The following is a 19,760-nucleotide window of genomic DNA, read 5'->3' on the forward strand; positions in this document are numbered from 1 at the left end:
GTGAGGAGCATCAAAAAACGAACAGAATCAGACGGGAAGTGGCACAAAGAGGTAATACGGCCGCGCAGCGTGGTGATTTCACCACGCCCCTGCGCCAGTCAGCAGGCAATGGTTGCCGGTTCAGCGCGGCCGTAGCGAAGAGGCCAAAGCCCCTTTTTTTCAGATACTTTCACCCGGAAAAATGGTAAATCCGACATCCACAGGTTGCTGAGTCACACGTTCCCCACGGATGCGCGCAAGCAGCAGCTCCGCCGCCTGGTGACCAATACGTTCACGCGGCGTTTGCACCGTGGCCAGCCGGGGTGCCACTACCCGTGCGATATCGTGGCCGTGGAATCCGGCGATGGCCATCTGCTGCGGCACGCGCAGCCCCTGGCGCTGGCACTCAAACATTGCCCCCACGGCCAGATCGTCGTTGGTACAGAACAGGCTGTCGGTTTGCGGATAGCGCTTCTGCGCCTCGCATAGCAGCATGGCTCCGGCGGAAAAAGAGGACGCCGCTTCCATCATGACGCTCTTTGGCTCCAGCCCCGCTTCCAGCATAGCCAGGCGATAGCCCTGCTCTTTCTGCAAGGTGCGCTCGTCGAGGCGAGCACCAAGGTACACCGTGTGCCGGTAGCCTTTTTTCAGGATAGCCTGGGTCATCTGCCGCGCCGCCTCGACGTTATCGATCCCCACCGCCATATCAAGACAGGGCGAGGTACAGTCCATTGTCTCCACCACCGGAATGCCGGCGGTTTCAATCATGCGCAGGCTGGCAGCGGTGTGGGTGCGTTCGGTGAGGATCAGCCCGTCAATATTCCACGCCAGCAGAGAACGTAGCTGCAGCTCTTCTTTCTCGGCGCTGTAGCCGAAGTGGCCCAACATCGTCTGGTAACCTGCTCTGTCGGTCACGGTTTCAATACCGCGCAGCACGTCGGCAAAGACCTGGTTGGTCAGAGAGGGCAGCAGCACGCCAATCGCCCGACTGGTGGCATTGGACAGCATATCCGGGGCGCGATTGGGTATATAGCCAAGTTCATCCAGCGCGGCGGCGATCCTGCTCTGCAATGCGGCAGAGACCTGATCAGGATGACGCAGATAACGGCTAACGGTCATTTTTGTAATGCCGATGCGATCGGCAACATCCTGTAATCCTGGTCTTTTTTTCTTCATTTTCTTCAGCTGGCGGGAACGTGTTGTGCGGAGTGTAACAAAAAGCAGGCAATTGACGTTAACCCGAAGCTTACCGATGAATCTGCCTCACAGATTTGGCTCCGCCACCCACAAAAAAGGGTGCGACTCAGCGCACCCGGACGGGAAAAGGGTCTTTATACCGCAGGCAGATCGAACACCAGGATCTCCGCAGCGGCATCGGCGGTCAGTGCAAGGGAGTGCTCATCCCAAATCGCCAGGGCATCACTGGTGGCCGCCTGTTGACCGTTAACGGTCACTTCACCTTTCACCACCTGGATCCAAATGCGGCGACCGTCAGCCACCTCAATACCGCCCTGCTCGCCCGCCTGCAATGCCCAGCGCGACAGCGTCATATCCTGGTACACTTTCAGCGATCCCTCACGCGCATCCGGCGAGAGCACCAGCTGGCGGCCCTGAACTTCATCAAAACGGCGCTGCGCGTAACGCGGTTCAATCCCGTTACGTTCTGGGATAATCCAAATCTGATACAGATGCAGCGGCACGGTTTTGCTGGCGTTGTACTCCGAGTGACGCACGCCGGTGCCGGCGCTCATAATCTGAAACTCGCCTGCCGGGATCTGCTCTTTATTACCCATACTGTCCTGATGCTCAACGGTGCCGGACAGCACATAGGTGAGAATTTCCATATCCTTATGGGGATGAGTGCCAAACCCCTGTCCGCCGTCGATCACATCTTCATTGATCACCCGCAGCGCCGAAAAGCCCATAAAGTTGGCATCGTAGTAATCCGCGAAAGAGAAGGTGTGATAGCTGTCCAGCCAGCCATGATTAGCATGACCGCGATCTTGTGCTTTACGTAGGTAAATCATATTCCGCTCTCCTCAAGGTTTTCACCCAGTCTGAACCCGGAGCGAGCCGGATGATAGCGGAGAAAATTGTCTTCTCTGTTCAAATTATTCGACGTAGCGGGCGGCATAATATCCGTGGAATGAGCATCACGAGGGGTGGATAACAGACAAAAAAAAGCCAGCACCCGTGCTGGCTAAAAATATTGGAAGCAATGTGAGCAATGTCGTGCTTTTTCAGCTGGAACCGTGCATCCTGCTGAAAACGCATAGCAATAATAATCATTATCATTCGTATTTGTAAAGCCGTTTTGTGATTAATTTTTTCTTGCCTTGATGTGGAAAAACCCTGATTTTAAAGAGGATTTCAATAAACGAGGAGGAGCGAGATGGGCGAAATAGTGATTCGACATGTGGTCGACGAAGATGCCGGAGCCCTGCTCCAGCTGTATAGCCAGCCAGATACTATGGCCGATACGCTACAGCTGCCGCATCCCTCACTACAGAAATGGCAGGAACGCATTAGCAAAATACCTGAAGGTACACATATGCTGGTCGCCTGCATTGAAGATCGCATCGTTGGACAGATAACGTTATACATCAACGGCCCCGCACGCCGCCGCCATACTGCCAGCTTCGGTCTTGGCGTCGATACTCATCACCGCCGCAAAGGCGTGGCAAAAGCCATGATGTGCGCCATTCTCGACCTGTGTGATAACTGGCTGGGGGTTGAGCGCGTTGAACTGACGGTATTTGCCGATAATCAGGCGGCAGTCGGGCTGTATGAGCATTTCGGTTTTGAAACCGAAGGCCGCGCCCGGCGTTTTGCGCTGCGTAACGGCGAGCAGGTCGATGCGCTATATATGGCGCGTCTCCGCCCATAACGGTGTTACGGGGAGGCACTGAACCTCCCCGCCACCGCTAATCGATAAAAGACCTGTCGATTTAATATCCTGCGGTTAAATCATCAATGCTGCGCGGATCGGACGCACCGTAACGCATACCGTTCGGCGCCAGCATGATGCTCTGGCTGCTGCCCATCGTCGACATCACCTTCACATTTTGCCCCTTTTCCGTCAGCAGTTTTAACGTATCCGGGCTGAAGCCCTTTTCTACCCGCAGCTGATCCGGCAGCCACTGGTGGTGGAAACGCGGCGCGTTGGTGGCTTCGGCAACGTTCATCCCAAAATCGATGCTGTTAACCACCAGCTGCAACACGGTGGTGATAATACGGCTCCCGCCCGGGCTGCCGGTCACCAGCCAGGTCTTGCCGTCTTTGACCACAATGGTCGGCGACATCGAGGAGAGCGGGCGTTTATACGGCTGTCGCCTCCATGCGCCAGGCGCATAAGACACCTTACGGACTGTATTTGTAGCTATAAATTAGCGAAAATAAGAAAAAAAATGAGAGCAGTGTTTATGATTGATACTGCGGTGAGCGCGAGGGTATCGCCAGCTTTAAAAGCTGCCGCGATGGTCAATGCGAAAGCGCCTGGCCTGGATTTATCGACCGTTATTCGTATGGTCGTGAATCGTTTAGCTGTAAATGCGGAGCTGCCAAAGGATTTGCTTCAGCCTAACCAGAAAACCTTAGAAGCTATCCGGAACTTAGAAAACGGTGTCGATATTTTCAAAGGAGACTTATAACCACATGATCAGCAATTCAGACCTTATTACCGGAATGCAGGCTGACAGTCTGTTAGCAGTGCGTCTTGAGAAGGCTATGGGCGGCGTGAAAGACGCAATGTTAGACCAGGCCAAACGCATACAGCTTGGTGCCACGCGCCTGGCTTACTACACATCCTGTTTTACCGACAATTATCAGGATGTATGCACCGGGCAGAAAAACGAAGACGTACGTTTTCTGGAAGCACTCGTGCAGCTGATAAAACAGGGAAACGTAGTCACCAGAATGTTAAGGATATACGTGGATCTGCTATTGCACGGACTGACGGCAGATCGCATAAGCCGCATTAAAACGCTGCTGATTGGTAAAGGTGCCAGAATTGCGTCAGGCTCGATGACAAACCAGGCGCTGGCGTATTCGGTCGTACTGGCTGCCAGCTACAGCTTCGGAACAAAGGTAGGAATAAATACAAAGCTGGCAAAAGTAAGCGCTGCAGCAGTAACCATCGTCAGCTACTACGGGTACGTCCAGGAGGCCGCTGAGGCTGCAAACAGACTTAAACAGCGGAATCAAACCTATTACTACGCGCTATACTCTGAAAAACTGGAAATGCTCTATTTCATTATTGAGCCAGTCATCAGAAGAAACGATCACCTGTTTTCCCTCCCCACATCAGACAACGACATTGCTGACGCCATTGTGAGAATTATCAAATGAGTGATTTCTTTAAAAAATGGTTGCGCAGCCAACTGCGATACTTTGCCAGCACCCTGATCCCAGTACTGCTCATTATCGGATTCGGGATGCTCGCGGTAACGTTCTGGCCATCTTTTGCATGGAGTTCGACAGCTGTCTTCGCGGCCGTAGTGATAGCCATTACCTTCTGGGTCATTTAAACGGCTTTGGGGTTATTTGCCGTAACCCTGGATTTCCCCGCGACCAGTATTGAAAGGGCTGTCACTCAAACGGCCGGTTGAGTGACGATCATAAAATCGACTGTTTTGACGCTGAGATGTTTGACTGATCCCCAACTGATGGACGGAGATTCCCACATAAACGAGCCGAAACTAAGTTGCGTGCTACGATTCAGGATTACGGGGTGTCAGCTTCAGTTCGCGTTCCATATGTCCAGGAGCCAGTCCTTTATACTGGAAAGAACCGATGAATCAGGGAGTTTATCGAGCGCCTTTTCGAAACGGCGGCCCTGGTAAACATTGATATCACTTGCCAGTGGTCCTTCGAACATAACGCGTGACCTTATTTTTGCCGACTTCACTTTGAGCCAGCAGGGTTTCGCGGATAAAACTGTATGGCAGATCGGGATTCTCTTCCGCAATCCTGCCAATTTTTGCCCAGTGCTCAATCTGCCTGGGAACACTGCGGCTTTCAGCATCAGCATGAATCCTTACATTCTCAACGAAATCATCGTCTAAACGAATGCTAATGGCCATGATGTTATCTCCAGGGGTGGCTTTAATACATGCCATTGCAGCGTATATGCTGCGAATAGCTCCCGTGCGTTGTGCGACAATATATCGCACAACGCAATACAAGGAGTCAGGCGGTGATATGTTCCCTCAAGCTATTGAGCATTGATTCTTCCCCGCCAAAGCTCACCGATAAGACGATTCAATATCCTGCGGTTAAATCATCAATGCTGCGCGGATCGGACGCGCCGTAACGCATACCGTTCGGCGCCAGCATGATGCTCTGGCTGCTGCCCATCGTCGACATCACCTTCACATTTTGCCCCTTTTCCGTCAGCAGTTTTAACGTATCCGGGCTGAAGCCCTTTTCTACCCGCAGCTGATCCGGCAGCCACTGGTGGTGGAAACGCGGCGCGTTGGTGGCTTCGGCAACGTTCATACCAAAATCGATGCTGTTAACCACCAGCTGCAACACGGTGGTAATAATACGGCTCCCGCCAGGGCTGCCGGTCACCAGCCAGGTCTTGCCGTCTTTGACCACAATGGTCGGCGACATCGAGGAGAGCGGGCGTTTATACGGCTGCACCGCATTGGCTTCCCCACCCACCAAGCCATAGACGTTCGGCGTTCCCGGCTTGGCCGAGAAATCATCCATTTCGTTGTTCAGCAAAATACCGCTGTTACCGGCGACGATGCCGCTACCGAAATTGGTGTTCAGCGTATAGGTCACCGCCACCGCGTTGCCGTCTTTATCCACCACTGAGAAATGCGTGGTCTGATCGCTTTCATACGGTGCCAGTTTACCCGGTTTGATCTCAGAGGAAGGGCGCGCTTTGGCCACGTCGATTTGCTGCGCCAGCGATTTAGCATAGGCTTTGCTGGTCAGCGCCTGTAGCGGCACCTTGACGAAATCGGGGTCACCGAGATATTGCGAGCGGTCGGCATAGGCGTATTTTTCCGCCTCCGCCATCACCTGCATCGCATCCGCGCTGCCAAAGCCCATTTTGGCCAGGTCAAAGTTTTCCAGAATATTGAGGATCTGCACAATGTGTACACCGCCAGAGGACGGCGGCGGCATAGAGAACACCTGATAACCGCGATAGGTGCCGCCGACCGGCTTACGCTCTATCGCCCGATAGTTCGCCAGGTCAGATTTAGCGATCAGCCCGCCGTGCTGTTCCATTTCACCGGCGATCTCATCGGCAATTTTGCCCTTGTAGAAAGCGTCCGGCCCCTGGCGGGAAATCAGTTCCAGGCTGTGGGCCAGGTTGCGCTGCACCAGCTTTTCACCCTGGCGATACGGCGTGCCGTCGGCCTTAAAGAAGATAGCCCTACTGTTAGCATGGCCTGACAGCACCTCTTTACCATAAACAGTGAGATCGTCGGCCAGTGAATCATTGACCACAATCCCGTTACGCGCCAGATCCAGCGCCGGTTTGATCAGCTGACTGAGCGGCAGCGTGCCGTATTCTTTATTCGCCAGGGCAAACCCGGCCACCGTACCGGGCACGCCGGAGGCCAGCGGTGACGTCAGTGATTTTTTGCTGTCCGCGTTACCCGCCGCATCCAGGAACATATTACGGCTGGCGCGCACCGGGGCCATCTCACGGAAGTCGATTGACGTGGTATGGCCGGAGGCGGTGCGCAGCAGCATAAAGCCGCCGCCACCAAGATTACCCGCCTGCGGATGCGTCACGGCCAGCGCATAGCCAACGGCCACGGCGGCATCAACCGCGTTCCCACCCTGCTGAAGAATTTTCACGCCAACGGCGGTGGCGGTAGCATCGACGGAAGCCACCATGCCGTGCTGCGCCCTGACGGGATGGAAGGTGTCCGTGCCGACGCCATAGGAAACCGGCGCGGCAGCAGGCGCTGCCGCAGTCGTAGCCAGCGCCCCCTGGCTTACCAACAGACTGATTAACAGCCCCCCTGAAAGGCGCTTTAATGAACTTTGTATCGTCATTTTGTATCCTTTATATTTATTTACATTGTGCTTGCCATTGATAAATAAGCATAAAAAAGGATAAAAAGCGAACAATAACGTGAATTGGGAGCGCTCCTGGAGCCAGGAAGTAACAGGGTGCATTAAACTGAATGAGTAACGCGGAGGAGTTAAAATGAAAACGCAATGGCTCGTCGTTTTTGCCGCCATACTGCCACTAAGCGGGATGGCCAACATGTTGAATAACGCCAATAATCCGCAGCAGCGGGGGTACAACCCCAGCACGCAGCGGCTACAGCAACAGATGCAGGATCAGCAATCGCGAGAGAAGCTGAAGCTGCAACAGGATCAGCAGCGCCAGCAGCAGGACCTGCAACGTAAGATTCAGGAACAGCGCGACAGCGCCACACAGCGCACGCTGAACTCGCAGCCTAATCAGCAACCGAAAGCGCCCGCATATTAATTCACGGCGGCGGCGGATCGGCAGTTCGATCCGCCCGCTGACTTAATGGAAGTCCGGCCCTATCACATCAATACGATCGGTGCAGATCGCGTCAACGCCCCAGTGCAGCAGCTCGCGCGCGCGCGCGGGACTGTTCACCGTGTAGACCAGGATGCGCAAGCCCGCCCCCTTCAACAGGGAAACGCGCTCTGCGTCCAGCAGCCGGTGATTAAGATGGATCGAAGTACACTCTAACGCCGTGGTCATCTCCTGCCAATGCGCTTCCCATTGATCCAGCAGCAGTCCACGCGGCAGTTCGGGGGCCGCCTCGCGTGCAGCTTCCAGCGCCTGAAAAGAGAAGGATGACAGCAGCGGAGCCACCTGCCCCTGCCACATCACCCGTGCGGCTACCGCCACCGCACGCCCGGTTTCGCTGTCCAGGCCGCTGGTGGGTTTGATTTCGATATTGGCCATCAGCCGATGCTGACGACAGCGGGCCGCCACCTCGGCCAGCAGCGGCAGGCGCTCGTCGCTGAAAGCACTGCCAAACCAGCTGCCGGCATCCAGCTGTATCAGCTTGTCCCACGGCAGTTGCCCCGCGATGCCCCAGCCGTTGCTGGTACGATCCAAAGTATCATCGTGCAGCAGGAAGATTTCACCGTCCTGCGACAGCTTGGCATCAAACTCAATCATCCTGTGCCCCAGCTGCGCACCAACATCGATGGCGGCCAGGGTATTTTCAGGTGCCAGTTTGCCGCCGCCGCGATGGGCAACAATCGGTGGGTACGGCCAGCTCACAGTCATTATTCTATCCGTTGTTGGTTTTCATCAAAAAAGTGCAGCGATCGCGGCGGCAGATGCAGCCACAGGGTGCTGCCCATCGGCGGACGCAGCGAGTGCGGCAGGCGAACCACCAGCCTGTTGCCACCCAGTCGGCCGTGGACGAGATTATCCGCCCCCAGCATTTCCAGCGTATCCACCACCAGCGGAATGCCGCCGTCCTGCTTTGAGGATAGTTCAATATGCTCCGGGCGGATCCCTAACGTCAACCGGCGATCGGCCCAGTGTGCCTTAGCGTCATCCAGCGACAGCGCCGTGCTGTCGCTAAGGGTAAAGCCTGAACCGTCGCGGCTAACCTGGCCGTCCAGCAGGTTCATGGCCGGCGCACCGATAAAGCTGGCGACAAAGCGCGTGGCCGGGCGCTCATAGATGTCGATCGGGGTGCCGAGCTGCTCCAGCACGCCCTTATTCATCACCATCACCCGCTGCGCCAGCGTCATCGCCTCGACCTGGTCGTGCGTGACATACAGGCTGGTGGTGTTCAGGCGACGGTGCAGCTGCTGTAGCTCCAGACGCATCTGCACGCGCAGACGCGCATCGAGGTTGGACAACGGTTCATCAAACAGGAACACCGCCGGTTCGCGCACGATGGCACGCCCCATCGCCACGCGCTGCCGCTGGCCGCCGGAGAGTTCACGCGGGCGGCGCTGCAACAGCGCCTCCAGCTCCAGGCTGCGGGCGGCTTCCAGCACGCGCTGGCGGATCTGCTCTTTACCCATGCCGCGGATTTTCAGGCCCCAGGCCATGTTTTCCTCCACGCTCATATGCGGGTAAAGCGCATAGTTCTGAAACACCATCGCGATACCGCGATCCTTTGGCTCTTCTTCCGTCACGCGCCGCGTGTCGATCCAGATATCACCGCTGCTCACCCGCTCAAGCCCGGCAACCATGCGCAGCAGGGTTGATTTACCGCAGCCGGACGGGCCGACTATCACCATAAACTCGCCGTCGTGGATCGTCACGTCCAGCGGCTGGATGACCTGGGTTCTACCGTCCCAGGATTTGGTTACTGCCTGAAGCCTCAGACCTGCCATTTTATTTCTCACTCTCAACCAGACCGCGCACAAAGGCGCGCTGCATGACAAAAACAATCACTACCGGCGGGATCAGCGTTAACAGCATCGCCGCCATCACTTCGTTCCACTGGGTGGGCGAACCGCTGCTGGAGATCATGCTTTTGATCCCCGCCACCGCCGTACCGAGGGAGGCATCGTTAACAATGAGTAACGGCCACAGGTACTGGTTCCAGCCGTAGATAAAGGTGATCACGAACAGCGCCGCCAGGTTGGTTTTCGACAGCGGCAACACCACGTCGCGGAAGAAACGTAGCGGGCCGGCCCCGTCGATCCGTGCGGCCTCCATCAGCTCATCCGGCAGCGACATAAAGAATTGACGGAACAGGAAGGTGGCGGTGGCTGAGGCCATCAGCGGCAGGGTTAATCCGCTGTAGCTGTCGAGCATGTTCAGGTCGGCAATCACCTGCACCGTTGGAAAAATGCGTACCTCCACCGGCAGCATCAGAGTGATAAAGATCATCCAGAAAAACAGATTGCGCAGCGGAAAACGGAACCATACCAGCGCGAACGCCGACAGGATGGAAACGCTGATTTTCCCCAGCGTAATGCAGAACGCCATCACCAGGCTGTTGAGCATCAGCACGCTAAATGCCGGGCCGCTGCCGTTAACGCCGTGCTGCCAGATACGGCTGACGTTTTCCCATAAATGCGCGCCGGGGATCAGCGTCATCGGCACCTGGTAAACCGCCTGGTTATCCAACGTGGCGGCAACAAACGCCACGTAGAGCGGAAACAGAATGGCCAGAATGGCCAGCACCAGCAGGGCATGACTGAAGATATCCAGCCCGCGTCGATTTTCAATCATTGGTAACGCACCTTACGCTCAACAAAGCGGAACTGAACAACCGTAAGCCCGATAACCAGCAGCATCAGCACCACCGACTGCGCCGCCGATGACGACAGATCGAGTCCGGCAAAGCCCTCACGATAGATTTTATAAATTAGCGTGGTGGTCGCCTGTACCGGGCCGCCGCCGGTAATGGCATCAATCACCGGGAAGGTGTCGAAGAAGGCGTACACCAGGTTAACCACCAGCAGAAAGAAACTGACCGGGGTAATGAGCGGCAGCGACAGGCTGAAGAAGCGGCGCACCGGGCCGGCTCCGTCAATCGCTGCCGCTTCCGTCAGGGATTTGGGGATCGACTGGAGAGCGGCAAAGAAAAACAGGAAGTTATAGCTCATTTGCTGCCAGATGGAGGCCAGCACGATCAGAAACATCGCCTGTCCGCTGTTTTGCGCATAGTTCCAGCGGTAGCCGATGCCGTTCAGCAAATGGCTGAACAGGCCCAGTCCGGGGTTAAACAGAAACATCCACAAGACCGCGGCCACCACCGGTGCCACCGCATAGGGCAGCAGCAGCAGCGTCTGATAGGTTTTTTTCAGGCGCACAACGTAGTCGACCAGCGCCGCCAGCAGCAGTGAGAAGCTCATGCCGCACAGCGTGACCAGCGCGCTGAATTTCAGCGTGGTCCAGAACGAGTCGAGGTAGTAGTCGTCGGCGAACAGCCGTGTGAAGTTATCCAGACCGACGAACGTGCTGGAGATGCCGAACGGATCGATGCTTTGCAGCGAATACCACAGGGCTTCGCCAGCGGGCCAGATAAAGAAGATGGCGGTGATCAGCAGCTGCGGCAGCACCAGCAGATAAGGCAGCACGCCGCTACGGAAAACGGGACGGGGTTGGGACATCAAAGTACTCTCGTATCAAAGTCGCAGTGGCGACCTCGAAGAGGATCGCCACTGGCGGACGGATAGGTGAAGCGCGACGAGTGGTTATTTGCTCTGCTGCTCAAAGCGTGCCAGCAGCTCATTACCGCGCCTGACGGCGTTATCCAGCGCCGCCTGCGGAGCCTGTTTTCCTGTCCACACCCCTTCCAGCTCTTCATCCACGATGGTGCGGATCTGCGGCATATTGCCCAGACGCATCCCTTTGGTATAAGGCAGCGGATCTTTGTTCAGCATCTGGCGGGTGGCGATATCCGCGCCCGGATGCTGCTGATAAAACCCCTGGCGTTTGGTCAGATCATAAGCGGCGGTGGTGATCGGCAGATAGCCGGTTTTCTGGTGCCATTCGGCGGCAATCTCAGGCTGCGCAAGGAACTGCATAAATTCGGCAACGCCTTTATAGGTTGCGGCATCTTTGCCCTTCATCGCCCACAGGCTGGCCCCGCCGATGATGGCATTCTGCGGCGCGTTTGCCGCGCTGTCATCGTAAGGCATCATGCCAACGCCGAAGTTGAATTTGGCATATTTGCGGATATCCGCCAGCGAGCCGGAAGATGCGGTGGTGATGCCACAGTCGCCGTTATAAAACTTGGCGGTGGGCTCATCTTTGCGTCCGAAATAGGTAAAATCGCCCTTCTTATTCATCGCTTCAAGCAGCGCGATATGGCTGACCTGGAGCGGCTTGTTGAATTCCAGCCGCGCATCGCTGCCGTCGAAACCGTTATTTTTCGTCGCTACCGGCTGACCATGCCAGGCGCTGAAGTTCTCAATCTGGATCCAGCCCTGCCAGCCGCTGGCGTAGCCGCAGGACATACCGGCTTTACGCAGCGCGGCGGTGTCTTTCTCCAGCTGCTGCCAGGTTTTAGGCGGCTGTTCCGGATCCAGGCCGGCTTTTTTAAACGCGTCTTTGTTGTAGTACAGCACCGGGGTGGAGCTGTTAAACGGCTGTGAGATCAGCTGCCCGCTGGCGTCGCTGTAATAACCCGCCACCGCCGGTACAAACTGTTTGGTATCTAGGGGGATGCCGGCGTTTTTGAACACTTCGTACACCGGCACGATAGCTTTCGATGCCATCATGGTTGCCGTGCCAACCTCATAGACTTGCAGGATAGCCGGAGCTTTTCCCGTACGCACCGCCGCAATGCCGGCGGCCAGGCTCTGCTCGTAATTGCCTTTATAGGTAGGAACGATGCGGTAATCAGGGTGCGTTTCATTGAAGCGGGTCGCCAGCGCGTTAACCTCTACCCCCAGTTCACCCTCCATTGAGTGCCAGAAGGGGATATCGGTGGCAGCCAGCGCGCTGGTGCTGAAAGCCAGTCCAAGTATCACGCTAAGTGCGTTGTGACGGAATGAGAATGATGACATGTCGGTTTCCTGTACCCGGTGTTATAAGGCGCGAAGACGCGCATTGCTGTAATTTGCAGGTAACATGACATGGAAAAATGACAGAAAAATAACGCTTTTATGACCGGGGAGTGACGATCAACACTGACCGAACTCGATTTTTCACCCGATGGTTAGCGCTTCATAGCGCAACGTTCGCCTTTCTTTTACACAGCTCGCAGCCCTGTTCTAAAAGCGGGGGGGTGAGATGCGCTGAAAGCAACGCGTTGCAGGCACAAAAAAACCGCCCTGGAAGGCGGTTCTTTTGTGCGGTATGAGATCGGGTCACCTCAGCCGCGTACCATATAGACTGGTAACTTGACTCGAGTATTTTAGCCCCTTATACAGCGGATGTATAGTGTTTCACTTTACATCCGCTGTATCGACTATTGTTGAGCTTCACCAGGGTGGATATAATAACGTCGTCAATTGCCGAACGGCCTGTAGCAGGCTGAAAATAGTGAATGAATACAGCTTTTTCCTGTAATTTAATGGAAGCAGTAAATTATTTTAAATACAGGTTCGATGGTATTCCCGCAGATCTGGAAGTCTGGGATGGGATTCAGGGGTGCCAACTTCAACCCTGCTACGAAAGGCTGGTAACTTGACAAAGCGCACTAGCCGGTGAGTAAAAGAAAGCTCCTATCCTGACTTAATTCCCCGTAGCTCCCTGACAGGAGCTGAAAAATGAAGAAATTTGTCTATATAACTTTGATCTTCGTCCTGGCTAACGTTAGTGGTGGCGAAACACCTTCGATGAACATCTTCACAGGCAATCACATCACTGTGACGGTTACCACCAGGTAAATAAACTCTATGTTTGTAGCCGTCCTTCGGGACGGCTTTTTTTATTCCCAGCAGAAACGGGCATTTTAATATATTCTGCACAGCCTTCTGAATTTAATCAGTAATGACGTTACATATTAGCGTAATGGCAATACGGTCTCCCTTGCCCTGATTTCTTACTGTAATATTCTCCCTCGCGACATATTTTTTCGGTAAACCGGCTACTTCCAGCGAGAAACAACCCATATTATTAGCACCGTAAAGAGTACCGTCGCGCCCCATGCATAGTTAGGCCAGAACATGCCGCCTGATGCAGCGAAACCAATAATAAGCAGAGCACAAATGATAGCGCTGGCAAGGTATCGTAGCTGCCAACCCAGCCATCTTTTAAAAAAATTCATCGGTTCATGCGCATCATGGTGCCTGCTCTCTCATTATCTGATGAGCGAATACGTAACAGGGGCGGATTTCTACTAATGATGGGATCTGGCAAAAATACGGCATTTCCCGTTTTTTTGCGTAGAGCGTGCGGCGGCGGTGACTTCAGCCTCTGTTTGATCGGAGCCACGGTATGAAGTCAGGGGGCCAGATTACCCACCCCCTTCCCTTAGCGAGATCGCGAGCGCAAACCCCGCCCGATCACCCCCCCAGATAGGCGTTTCGCACCGCCTCATTGGCTAACAGCGCCGCGCCGCTGTCTTCCAGCACCACGTGGCCGTTTTCCAGCACATAGCCCCGGTCGGCCAGCTTCAGCGCCTGGTTAGCATTCTGCTCCACCAGGAAAATGGTCATGCCTTCCTGACGCAGCTGTTCGATGGTGTCGAAAATCTGCTGGATGATAATCGGTGCCAGCCCGAGCGAGGGTTCATCCAGCAGCAGCAGGCGCGGCTGACTCATCAGCGCCCGGCCGATTGCCAGCATCTGCTGCTCGCCGCCGGACATGGTGCCAGCGCGCTGTACCCGCCGCTCGTACAGACGGGGAAACAGCTCATAGACGCGCCGGATGCGCTGCTGGTACTGCTGGCGTTCGGCAAAAAAACCGCCCATCGCCAGGTTCTCTTCCACCGTCATACGCGCAAAGACGCGGCGGCCCTCCGGCACAATGGCAATCGCCTCGCGCATAATGCGCGCCGTCTGCCAGTCGGTAATGTCCTTACCATCAAAGGTAATCGACCCCTGCGAGGCGCGCGGCTCACCGCACAGGGTGCCAAGAATGGTGGTTTTACCCGCCCCGTTAGCGCCAATCAGGGTGACGATTTCGCCCTGATTGATATGCAGGTTGACGTTATGCAGCGCCTGGATTTTGCCATAGTGCGTGCTGACGTTATTCAGCGATAACATTGCGTCGCTCACGTTATGCCTCCCCAAGATAAGCGCGGATCACATCCGGGTTCTGGCGGATCTCTTCCGGCGTACCGTTGGCCAGCGGCGTGCCCTGATTCACCACATAGATGCGATCGGAAATGCCCATGACCAGTTTCATATCGTGTTCAATCAACAGTATCGATACCTTGTGTTGCTGGCGCAGCTCGGCGATCAGCTCGTCCAGCTCGTGGGTCTCTTTCGGGTTGAGCCCCGCCGCCGGTTCATCCAGCATCAGGATTTGTGGGCGGGTCACCATGCAACGGGCGATCTCCAGACGGCGCTGCTGCCCGTAGGCGAGGTTACCGGCCTGGCGGTTAGCCAGCCCCAGCAGCCCAACGCGCTCCAGCCAGCTGGCCGCGCGATCCAGCGCATCGTTTTCCGCATGGCGGAAGCCCGGGGTTTTCAGCAGGCCGGAAAACACGCCGCTTTTCAGATGCTGATGCTGGGCCACCAGCAGGTTTTCAATCACCGTCATTTCACGAAACAGGCGTACATGCTGGAAGGTCCGCACGATACCCATGCGGGCAATCTTCTGCCCCGGCAGGCCCGCCAGCTGCTGGTCACCCAGCCTGATCGAGCCGCCCGTTGGGCGATAGAACCCGGTCAGGCAGTTAAACACCGTGGTTTTTCCGGCACCGTTCGGGCCAATCAGCGAAACGATCTCCTGCGGATACAGCGCCAGTTCGACGTTATTTACCGCCAGCAGACCGCCAAAGCGCATCTTCAGGCCCTCAACGGCTAACAAAGGCTGGCTCATGGCTGTTCTCCCTGCTGCGCCTGCTTCAACTTGAGGTGCGGACGTTTCATCGGCAGCAGCCCCTGCGGACGCCAGATCATCATCAGTACCATCAGGCCGCCGAGTACCAGCATGCTGTATTCATTAAGATCACGCATCAGCTCGCGTGATACCACCAGCAGCACGGCGGCGAGGATCACGGCAAACTGCGACCCCATCCCGCCCAGCACCACGATCGCCAGCACGAAAGCCGATTCGGCAAAGGTGAAGGACTCGGGACTGACAAAGCCCTGGCGCGCGGCAAACAGGCTACCGGCGAAACCGGCAAAGGCGGCGCTGATGGTGAAGGCGGTCAGTTTAATCCGCGTTGGGCTAAGGCCCAGCGAGCGGCAGGCGATCTCATCCTCGCGCAGCGCTTCCCAGGCGCGGCCCAGCGGCATACGCAGCAGTCGGTTGATCACAAACAGGGTGATGACCACCAGCAGCAGCGCCACCAGATACAGGAAGATAATCCTGTCGCCCGGATCGTACTGCAGGCCAAAGAAGTGATGGAAGGTATCCCAGCCGCCGTCGCGCACGCTGCGGTTGAATTCCAGCCCAAAGAAGGTCGGTTTGGGGATCTGGCTGATGCCGTTTGGCCCACCGGTTATTTCGGTATTGTTGAGCAGCAAAATGCGCACAATTTCACCGAAGCCAAGCGTCACAATCGCCAGGTAGTCACCGCGCAGACGCAGCACCGGGAAGCCGAGCAGCAGGCCAAAGGCCGCCGCGACCAGCCCCGCCAGCGGCAGGCACTGCCAGAACCCCAGGCCGTAGTAGTGATTTAACAGCGCGAAGGTGTAAGCGCCGATGGCATAGAAGCCGCCGTAGCCGAGCACCAGCAGCCCGGAGAGGCCGACCACCACATTCAGTCCCAGCCCCAGCATGACGTAAATCAGCGTCAGGGTGGCAATGTCCACCGTGCCGCGTGAGACCAGAAACGGCCACAGCGCGGCGGCAACGATCAGCGCCAGCAGCAGCAGCTTCTGCTTAACCGTTGAACCATCAATACCCGGCAGCATCAGCGCCGGGCCGGACACTTTTTTCAGACCGCTATGCAAAAGCGGGCGCAGCAGCTGGAACAGGAACACCACGCCGCAGCCCACGGCGATCCAGTTCCAGCGTACCTCTCCGGCGTTATTCACCACCAAATGCGTGCCGTCGAGGTTGAGGCGCAGCCCCATAAAGAACGCTGCCAGCACCAGCAGCATCAGTGCTGATGCGACGGCATTAAGCAGATTGAGCTTCTTCATACTTTCTCAACCTCCGGACGCCCGAGGATACCGGTTGGCATCACCAGCAGCACCACAATCAGCAGCGCAAATGACACCACGTCTTTGTATTCGGTACTGAGATAGGCGGAGGTGAGCGCTTCCGCAATACCGAGGATCAGCCCGCCCAGCATCGCGCCGGGAATACTGCCGATGCCGCCAAGTACCGCGGCGGTAAAGGCCTTCATCCCGGCCAAAAAACCGATATACGGGTTGATCACCCCGTAGAACTGGCCCAGCAGCACGCCAGCCACCGCCGCCATCGCCGCGCCGATAACAAAGGTCAGTGAGATCACGCGGTCGGTGTTGATCCCCAGCAGGCTGGCCATTTTCAGGTCCTCAGCGCAGGCGCGACAGGCGCGACCCATCCGTGAATAGCGGATAAACAGCGTTAAAGCCAGCATGGCAAGGAAGGTGACGCCCCAAATCACCATCTGCATGGTGGAGATAGTCGCGGCGAAGCCGTTACTGACGCCCAGCGTCCACTGCCCGGTCACCAGGCTCGGCAACGCCAGGTCGCGCGAGCCCTGCGTCAGGCTGACGTAATTTTGCAGGAAGATCGACATGCCGATCGCCGAGATCAGGGCGATCAGACGCTTGGAGGATCGTACCGGCCTGTACGCCACGCGCTCAATGCTCCAGCCGTAGCAGGACGCAATCACCACCGCGACGACGAAGCCGCAGCTGATCAGCAGCCAGCTGGTATCGATGCCCATCATCATCAGCGCGGCGATGACGATAAACGAAACGTAGCTGCCGATCATATACACTTCGCCGTGGGCGAAATTGATCATGCCGATGATGCCGTACACCATCGTGTATCCAATGGCGATCAGCGCATAGGTGCTGCCCAACGTGACGCCGTTGAACATTTGCTGCAGAAAGTAGAGAAACTGCTCGGACATACTATCAACCCTTACCTGTCCCCGATCGGGGGTAACAAAAACGCCCGGCACGGTTCGCCGGGCGTTATTGCCAGAATAACCCGGCTTACTTAACGGCGTCTGAAGAGCCGTCCGCGTGCCATTTGAAGACGCCAAACTCGAAGCCTTTCAGATCGCCCTTCTCGTTCCAGCTCAGGTCGCCCATGACGGTCGGCACCGTTGCGCCTTCCTTCAGGTTCTTCGCGATATCTGCTGGCTCTTCGCTTTTACTGCGCTCCATTCCAGCCGTCAGGGACTGCAACGCTGCGTAGGTCGTCCAGACAAACGGGCCGGTTGGGTTCTGCTTCTTCGCCTTCAGCGCATCGACGATGGCCTGGTTAGCCGGAACCTGATCATAGCGTTTTGGCAGCGTCACCAGCATGCCTTCCGAAGCCGCTCCCGCAATATTGGACAGAGAGGAGTTACCCACGCCTTCCGGGCCCATAAACTGGGTTTTCAGACCGGCAGCCCGCGCCTGACGCAGGATCTGCCCCATTTCCGGGTAGTAACCGCCAAAGTAAACAAAATCGACGTTCTCTTTCTTCAGACGTGCCACCAGCGTTGAGAAGTCTTTATCACCGGCGGTGACACCTTCAAACAGCACCACGTTGCCGCCTGACTTCTTCAGGCTGTCCTGCACCGAACGCGCCAGGCCTTCACCGTACTGCTGCTTGTCATGAACCACGGCAATACGCTGCGGCTTAACTTCGCTAAGAATATATTTGGCCGCGGTTGGGCCCTGGTCAGAATCCAGACCGGTGGTGCGCATAATCAGTTTATAGCCACGGGTCGTGAGATCCGGCGCGGTCGCGGCTGGCGTAATCATCAGCACGCCTTCATCTTCATAGATGTCTGACGCCGGCTGAGTAGAAGAGGAACACAGATGGCCGATCACGTAACGGATACCGTCATTGATCACCTTGTTGGCGACCGCTACCGCCTGTTTTGGATCGCAGGCATCGTCGTATTCCACGCCAACCAGCTTATTGCCGTTCACGCCGCCTTTGGCATTAATATCCGCAATCGCCTGTTTGGCACCGGTGAACTCCATATCACCGTATTGCGCCACCGGGCCGGACATAGCGCCAACAATCGCCACTTTGATGTCTTTTGCCAGCGCCGCCTGGCTGATGACCAGCGCCATACAGCTGGCCAGTAACGCACGACCTTTAGAGATTTTCATTTTCACTTCCCCACCTGTTGTGTTTGCGCCTTCAGATCCTGAAACCGCAGCGGCGTTGACATCCTGTGTCACTCTGGACATGGCGTTCCTCAATCAACGTCATGCCGCCTTGCTGCGGCGCGGGATCTTGCGGTTTATTTATTATTTGCCGTTACATCTGCGATAACGCTTTATGTTTTAGTCATTTAGCACGATTCACAGCATTTATTGTCAATATATGTTTAATATCAGGTCATTAAACAGGAATTTTCTGCTGTAAATCAACCTTCATATTCAGTAGAGAGCGGAGTTGTCAGGATAATGCACTGGCACAATAGATGGTATTTTAGCCGGTTAAATAGCGTATTATGCTGGACAAATAGCAACCAATATAGATTTACTCGGTAAAGCTGATTACCTTCCGCATATCGCCTCGTTTTCGTCCAGAAAACAAAAACGCTTAAGCCTGGTCAACTTCGTTACAATATGCCTTTCTCAGCATCGGGCTATTCAATGAAACTGACTATCATCCGCCTGCAACAGTTATCTGAACAGGATCGTAGCGATATACGCAAAATCTGGCCGCAAAGCGATATTGATGCGCTGACTGCCCGGCTGGATGAGCATCATCAGCTGTATGCCGCACGTTTTAACGATCGCCTGCTTGGAGCAGCCATCGTGCTGATATCAAATACACGGGCACGAATATCGCAGCTGGAAGTGCGCGAGGTGACCCGCAGACGCGGCGTTGGCCTGTACCTGCTGGAAGATATTCAGGCACAGAATCCACAGGTTGAGCACTGGTCGGTTGCCGCTGCTGGGTCATCATCCCCTGCGGTGATTAGCGCCTTTATGCAAAGCGCCGGATTTGTTCGCCGGGCGGATGAGTGGGTTTTGGCTGCTAAAATATGAAAGGAAAAAAGGATGCCATGATGCCTGCCCCGGGCAGCATGAGAAAACTATAGCCCGGTCATTTTACAACACGGATGCTGATTAATGCTGGCTTGCCTGAACACTGCTGGCGTCACCGTGGG

Annotated in this window: 20 protein-coding genes and 1 pseudogene; 6 read left to right on the forward strand and 15 right to left on the reverse strand. The window is 55.8% G+C overall.

The genetic code is table 11. The features are described from left to right. Positions 1-159: 159 nt before the first annotated feature. Both gntR and ETA_RS17465 read right to left on the reverse strand, forming a co-directional pair. Positions 160-1,155 (reverse strand): gluconate operon transcriptional repressor GntR, encoded by a 996-nt coding sequence (gene gntR / locus ETA_RS17460; RefSeq protein ID WP_012442926.1) that lies wholly within the window; start codon positions 1,153-1,155, stop codon positions 160-162. Between the two features lie 155 nt (positions 1,156-1,310). Continuing rightward, positions 1,311-2,006, reverse strand: a complete 696-nt coding sequence (locus tag ETA_RS17465) for a pirin family protein (protein WP_012442927.1) — start codon at positions 2,004-2,006, stop codon at positions 1,311-1,313. 365 nt (positions 2,007-2,371) lie between these two features. Here ETA_RS17465 and ETA_RS17470 point away from each other — a divergent pair, with 365 nt between their 5' ends. Next, positions 2,372-2,866 (forward strand): GNAT family N-acetyltransferase, encoded by a 495-nt coding sequence (locus ETA_RS17470; protein WP_012442929.1) that lies wholly within the window; start codon positions 2,372-2,374, stop codon positions 2,864-2,866. 61 nt (positions 2,867-2,927) lie between these two features. On the opposite strand, the pseudogene ETA_RS17475 reads toward ETA_RS17470, so the two are convergent. Further along, a pseudogene (locus tag ETA_RS17475) lies at positions 2,928-3,308 on the reverse strand (gamma-glutamyltransferase); the annotation flags it as partial. A gap of 147 nt (positions 3,309-3,455) precedes the next feature. Between ETA_RS17475 and ETA_RS17480 the strand changes: the two are divergent. From ETA_RS17480 to ETA_RS19490, 3 genes are read left to right on the forward strand one after another with little or no spacing between them, the layout of a single operon-like run. After that, the gene (locus tag ETA_RS17480; RefSeq protein ID WP_231853344.1) at positions 3,456-3,629 is read left to right on the forward strand and encodes a type II toxin-antitoxin system RelB/DinJ family antitoxin; all 174 of its coding nucleotides are present in this window, start codon (positions 3,456-3,458) and stop codon (positions 3,627-3,629) included. 4 nt (positions 3,630-3,633) lie between these two features. Beyond that, entirely contained in the window at positions 3,634-4,326 is a 693-nt protein-coding gene (locus tag ETA_RS17485; protein ID WP_042959196.1) for a hypothetical protein, read from the forward strand. Beyond that, positions 4,323-4,505: a hypothetical protein gene (locus ETA_RS19490; protein WP_071819202.1), complete on the forward strand. Its 183-nt coding sequence runs from the start codon at positions 4,323-4,325 to the stop codon at positions 4,503-4,505. The genes ETA_RS17485 and ETA_RS19490 overlap by 4 nt, the downstream gene beginning before the upstream one ends. Before the next feature lie 324 nt (positions 4,506-4,829). Here the strand turns inward: ETA_RS19490 and ETA_RS17495 are convergent, their stop codons facing one another. Both ETA_RS17495 and ggt read right to left on the reverse strand, forming a co-directional pair. Next, positions 4,830-5,060 carry a ParD-like family protein gene (locus tag ETA_RS17495; RefSeq protein WP_042959197.1) on the reverse strand — a complete coding sequence of 77 codons (231 nt, stop codon included), beginning with the start codon at positions 5,058-5,060 and terminating at the stop codon, positions 4,830-4,832. Between the two features lie 178 nt (positions 5,061-5,238). Next, positions 5,239-6,999, reverse strand: coding sequence for a gamma-glutamyltransferase (gene ggt, locus ETA_RS17500; RefSeq protein ID WP_012442931.1), 1,761 nt, complete (start codon positions 6,997-6,999; stop codon positions 5,239-5,241). A gap of 154 nt (positions 7,000-7,153) precedes the next feature. Between ggt and ETA_RS17505 the strand changes: the two genes are divergently transcribed. Continuing rightward, positions 7,154-7,441: a DUF2756 domain-containing protein gene (locus ETA_RS17505; protein WP_042959198.1), complete on the forward strand. Its 288-nt coding sequence runs from the start codon at positions 7,154-7,156 to the stop codon at positions 7,439-7,441. Between the two features lie 42 nt (positions 7,442-7,483). Here ETA_RS17505 and ugpQ read toward each other — a convergent pair whose 3' ends face one another. The 10 genes from ugpQ to ETA_RS17555 form a co-directional block, all read right to left on the reverse strand. After that, complete coding sequence (gene ugpQ / locus ETA_RS17510; RefSeq protein WP_012442933.1) at positions 7,484-8,224, reverse strand: glycerophosphodiester phosphodiesterase; 741 nt, start codon at positions 8,222-8,224, stop codon at positions 7,484-7,486. Continuing rightward, positions 8,224-9,294 carry a sn-glycerol-3-phosphate import ATP-binding protein UgpC gene (locus ETA_RS17515; RefSeq protein WP_012442934.1) on the reverse strand — a complete coding sequence of 357 codons (1,071 nt, stop codon included), beginning with the start codon at positions 9,292-9,294 and terminating at the stop codon, positions 8,224-8,226. Before ETA_RS17515 ends, ugpQ begins: the two co-directional genes overlap by 1 nt. 1 nt (position 9,295) lies before the next feature. Next, the gene (gene ugpE, locus ETA_RS17520) at positions 9,296-10,141 is read right to left on the reverse strand and encodes a sn-glycerol-3-phosphate ABC transporter permease UgpE (protein ID WP_012442935.1); all 846 of its coding nucleotides are present in this window, start codon (positions 10,139-10,141) and stop codon (positions 9,296-9,298) included. Then, positions 10,138-11,025 (reverse strand): sn-glycerol-3-phosphate ABC transporter permease UgpA, encoded by an 888-nt coding sequence (ugpA, locus tag ETA_RS17525; RefSeq protein ID WP_012442936.1) that lies wholly within the window; start codon positions 11,023-11,025, stop codon positions 10,138-10,140. The genes ugpE and ugpA overlap by 4 nt, the downstream gene beginning before the upstream one ends. Positions 11,026-11,109: 84 nt before the next feature. Then, on the reverse strand, positions 11,110-12,426 hold the full coding sequence (gene ugpB, locus ETA_RS17530) for a sn-glycerol-3-phosphate ABC transporter substrate-binding protein UgpB (protein ID WP_012442937.1): 1,317 nt from the start codon (positions 12,424-12,426) through the stop codon (positions 11,110-11,112). A 1,443-nt stretch (positions 12,427-13,869) separates the two neighbouring features. Further along, positions 13,870-14,583, reverse strand: coding sequence for a high-affinity branched-chain amino acid ABC transporter ATP-binding protein LivF (livF, locus tag ETA_RS17535; RefSeq protein WP_042959199.1), 714 nt, complete (start codon positions 14,581-14,583; stop codon positions 13,870-13,872). 1 nt (position 14,584) lies between these two features. After that, the gene (gene livG / locus ETA_RS17540) at positions 14,585-15,352 is read right to left on the reverse strand and encodes a high-affinity branched-chain amino acid ABC transporter ATP-binding protein LivG (RefSeq protein WP_012442941.1); all 768 of its coding nucleotides are present in this window, start codon (positions 15,350-15,352) and stop codon (positions 14,585-14,587) included. After that, entirely contained in the window at positions 15,349-16,623 is a 1,275-nt protein-coding gene (locus ETA_RS17545; protein ID WP_012442942.1) for a high-affinity branched-chain amino acid ABC transporter permease LivM, read from the reverse strand. Before ETA_RS17545 ends, livG begins: the two co-directional genes overlap by 4 nt. Further along, positions 16,620-17,546: a high-affinity branched-chain amino acid ABC transporter permease LivH gene (gene livH / locus ETA_RS17550; RefSeq protein ID WP_012442943.1), complete on the reverse strand. Its 927-nt coding sequence runs from the start codon at positions 17,544-17,546 to the stop codon at positions 16,620-16,622. Before livH ends, ETA_RS17545 begins: the two co-directional genes overlap by 4 nt. A gap of 85 nt (positions 17,547-17,631) precedes the next feature. Continuing rightward, positions 17,632-18,747, reverse strand: coding sequence for a branched-chain amino acid ABC transporter substrate-binding protein (locus ETA_RS17555; RefSeq protein WP_012442944.1), 1,116 nt, complete (start codon positions 18,745-18,747; stop codon positions 17,632-17,634). A gap of 492 nt (positions 18,748-19,239) precedes the next feature. On the opposite strand from ETA_RS17555, the gene panM reads away from it, so the two are divergent. After that, complete coding sequence (gene panM, locus ETA_RS17560; protein WP_012442945.1) at positions 19,240-19,638, forward strand: aspartate 1-decarboxylase autocleavage activator PanM; 399 nt, start codon at positions 19,240-19,242, stop codon at positions 19,636-19,638. Positions 19,639-19,760: the final 122 nt, after the last annotated feature.

The organism is Erwinia tasmaniensis Et1/99, assembly GCF_000026185.1.
GTDB classification, from domain to species: domain Bacteria; phylum Pseudomonadota; class Gammaproteobacteria; order Enterobacterales; family Enterobacteriaceae; genus Erwinia; species Erwinia tasmaniensis.

What these genes read in the sequence shown, in the direction of transcription:
- gntR (WP_012442926.1), bottom strand. Translation starts at nt 1,155, where the DNA reads ATGAAGAAAAAAAGACCAGGATTACAGGATGTTGCCGATCGCATCGGC.
- ETA_RS17465 (WP_012442927.1), bottom strand. Translation starts at nt 2,006, where the DNA reads ATGATTTACCTACGTAAAGCACAAGATCGCGGTCATGCTAATCATGGC.
- ETA_RS17470 (WP_012442929.1), top strand. Translation starts at nt 2,372, where the DNA reads ATGGGCGAAATAGTGATTCGACATGTGGTCGACGAAGATGCCGGAGCC.
- ETA_RS17480 (WP_231853344.1), top strand. Translation starts at nt 3,456, where the DNA reads ATGGTCAATGCGAAAGCGCCTGGCCTGGATTTATCGACCGTTATTCGT.
- ETA_RS17485 (WP_042959196.1), top strand. Translation starts at nt 3,634, where the DNA reads ATGATCAGCAATTCAGACCTTATTACCGGAATGCAGGCTGACAGTCTG.
- ETA_RS19490 (WP_071819202.1), top strand. Translation starts at nt 4,323, where the DNA reads ATGAGTGATTTCTTTAAAAAATGGTTGCGCAGCCAACTGCGATACTTT.
- ETA_RS17495 (WP_042959197.1), bottom strand. Translation starts at nt 5,060, where the DNA reads ATGGCCATTAGCATTCGTTTAGACGATGATTTCGTTGAGAATGTAAGG.
- ggt (WP_012442931.1), bottom strand. Translation starts at nt 6,999, where the DNA reads ATGACGATACAAAGTTCATTAAAGCGCCTTTCAGGGGGGCTGTTAATC.
- ETA_RS17505 (WP_042959198.1), top strand. Translation starts at nt 7,154, where the DNA reads ATGAAAACGCAATGGCTCGTCGTTTTTGCCGCCATACTGCCACTAAGC.
- ugpQ (WP_012442933.1), bottom strand. Translation starts at nt 8,224, where the DNA reads ATGACTGTGAGCTGGCCGTACCCACCGATTGTTGCCCATCGCGGCGGC.
- ETA_RS17515 (WP_012442934.1), bottom strand. Translation starts at nt 9,294, where the DNA reads ATGGCAGGTCTGAGGCTTCAGGCAGTAACCAAATCCTGGGACGGTAGA.
- ugpE (WP_012442935.1), bottom strand. Translation starts at nt 10,141, where the DNA reads ATGATTGAAAATCGACGCGGGCTGGATATCTTCAGTCATGCCCTGCTG.
- ugpA (WP_012442936.1), bottom strand. Translation starts at nt 11,025, where the DNA reads ATGTCCCAACCCCGTCCCGTTTTCCGTAGCGGCGTGCTGCCTTATCTG.
- ugpB (WP_012442937.1), bottom strand. Translation starts at nt 12,426, where the DNA reads ATGTCATCATTCTCATTCCGTCACAACGCACTTAGCGTGATACTTGGA.
- livG (WP_012442941.1), bottom strand. Translation starts at nt 15,352, where the DNA reads ATGAGCCAGCCTTTGTTAGCCGTTGAGGGCCTGAAGATGCGCTTTGGC.
- ETA_RS17545 (WP_012442942.1), bottom strand. Translation starts at nt 16,623, where the DNA reads ATGAAGAAGCTCAATCTGCTTAATGCCGTCGCATCAGCACTGATGCTG.
- livH (WP_012442943.1), bottom strand. Translation starts at nt 17,546, where the DNA reads ATGTCCGAGCAGTTTCTCTACTTTCTGCAGCAAATGTTCAACGGCGTC.
- ETA_RS17555 (WP_012442944.1), bottom strand. Translation starts at nt 18,747, where the DNA reads ATGAAAATCTCTAAAGGTCGTGCGTTACTGGCCAGCTGTATGGCGCTG.
- panM (WP_012442945.1), top strand. Translation starts at nt 19,240, where the DNA reads ATGAAACTGACTATCATCCGCCTGCAACAGTTATCTGAACAGGATCGT.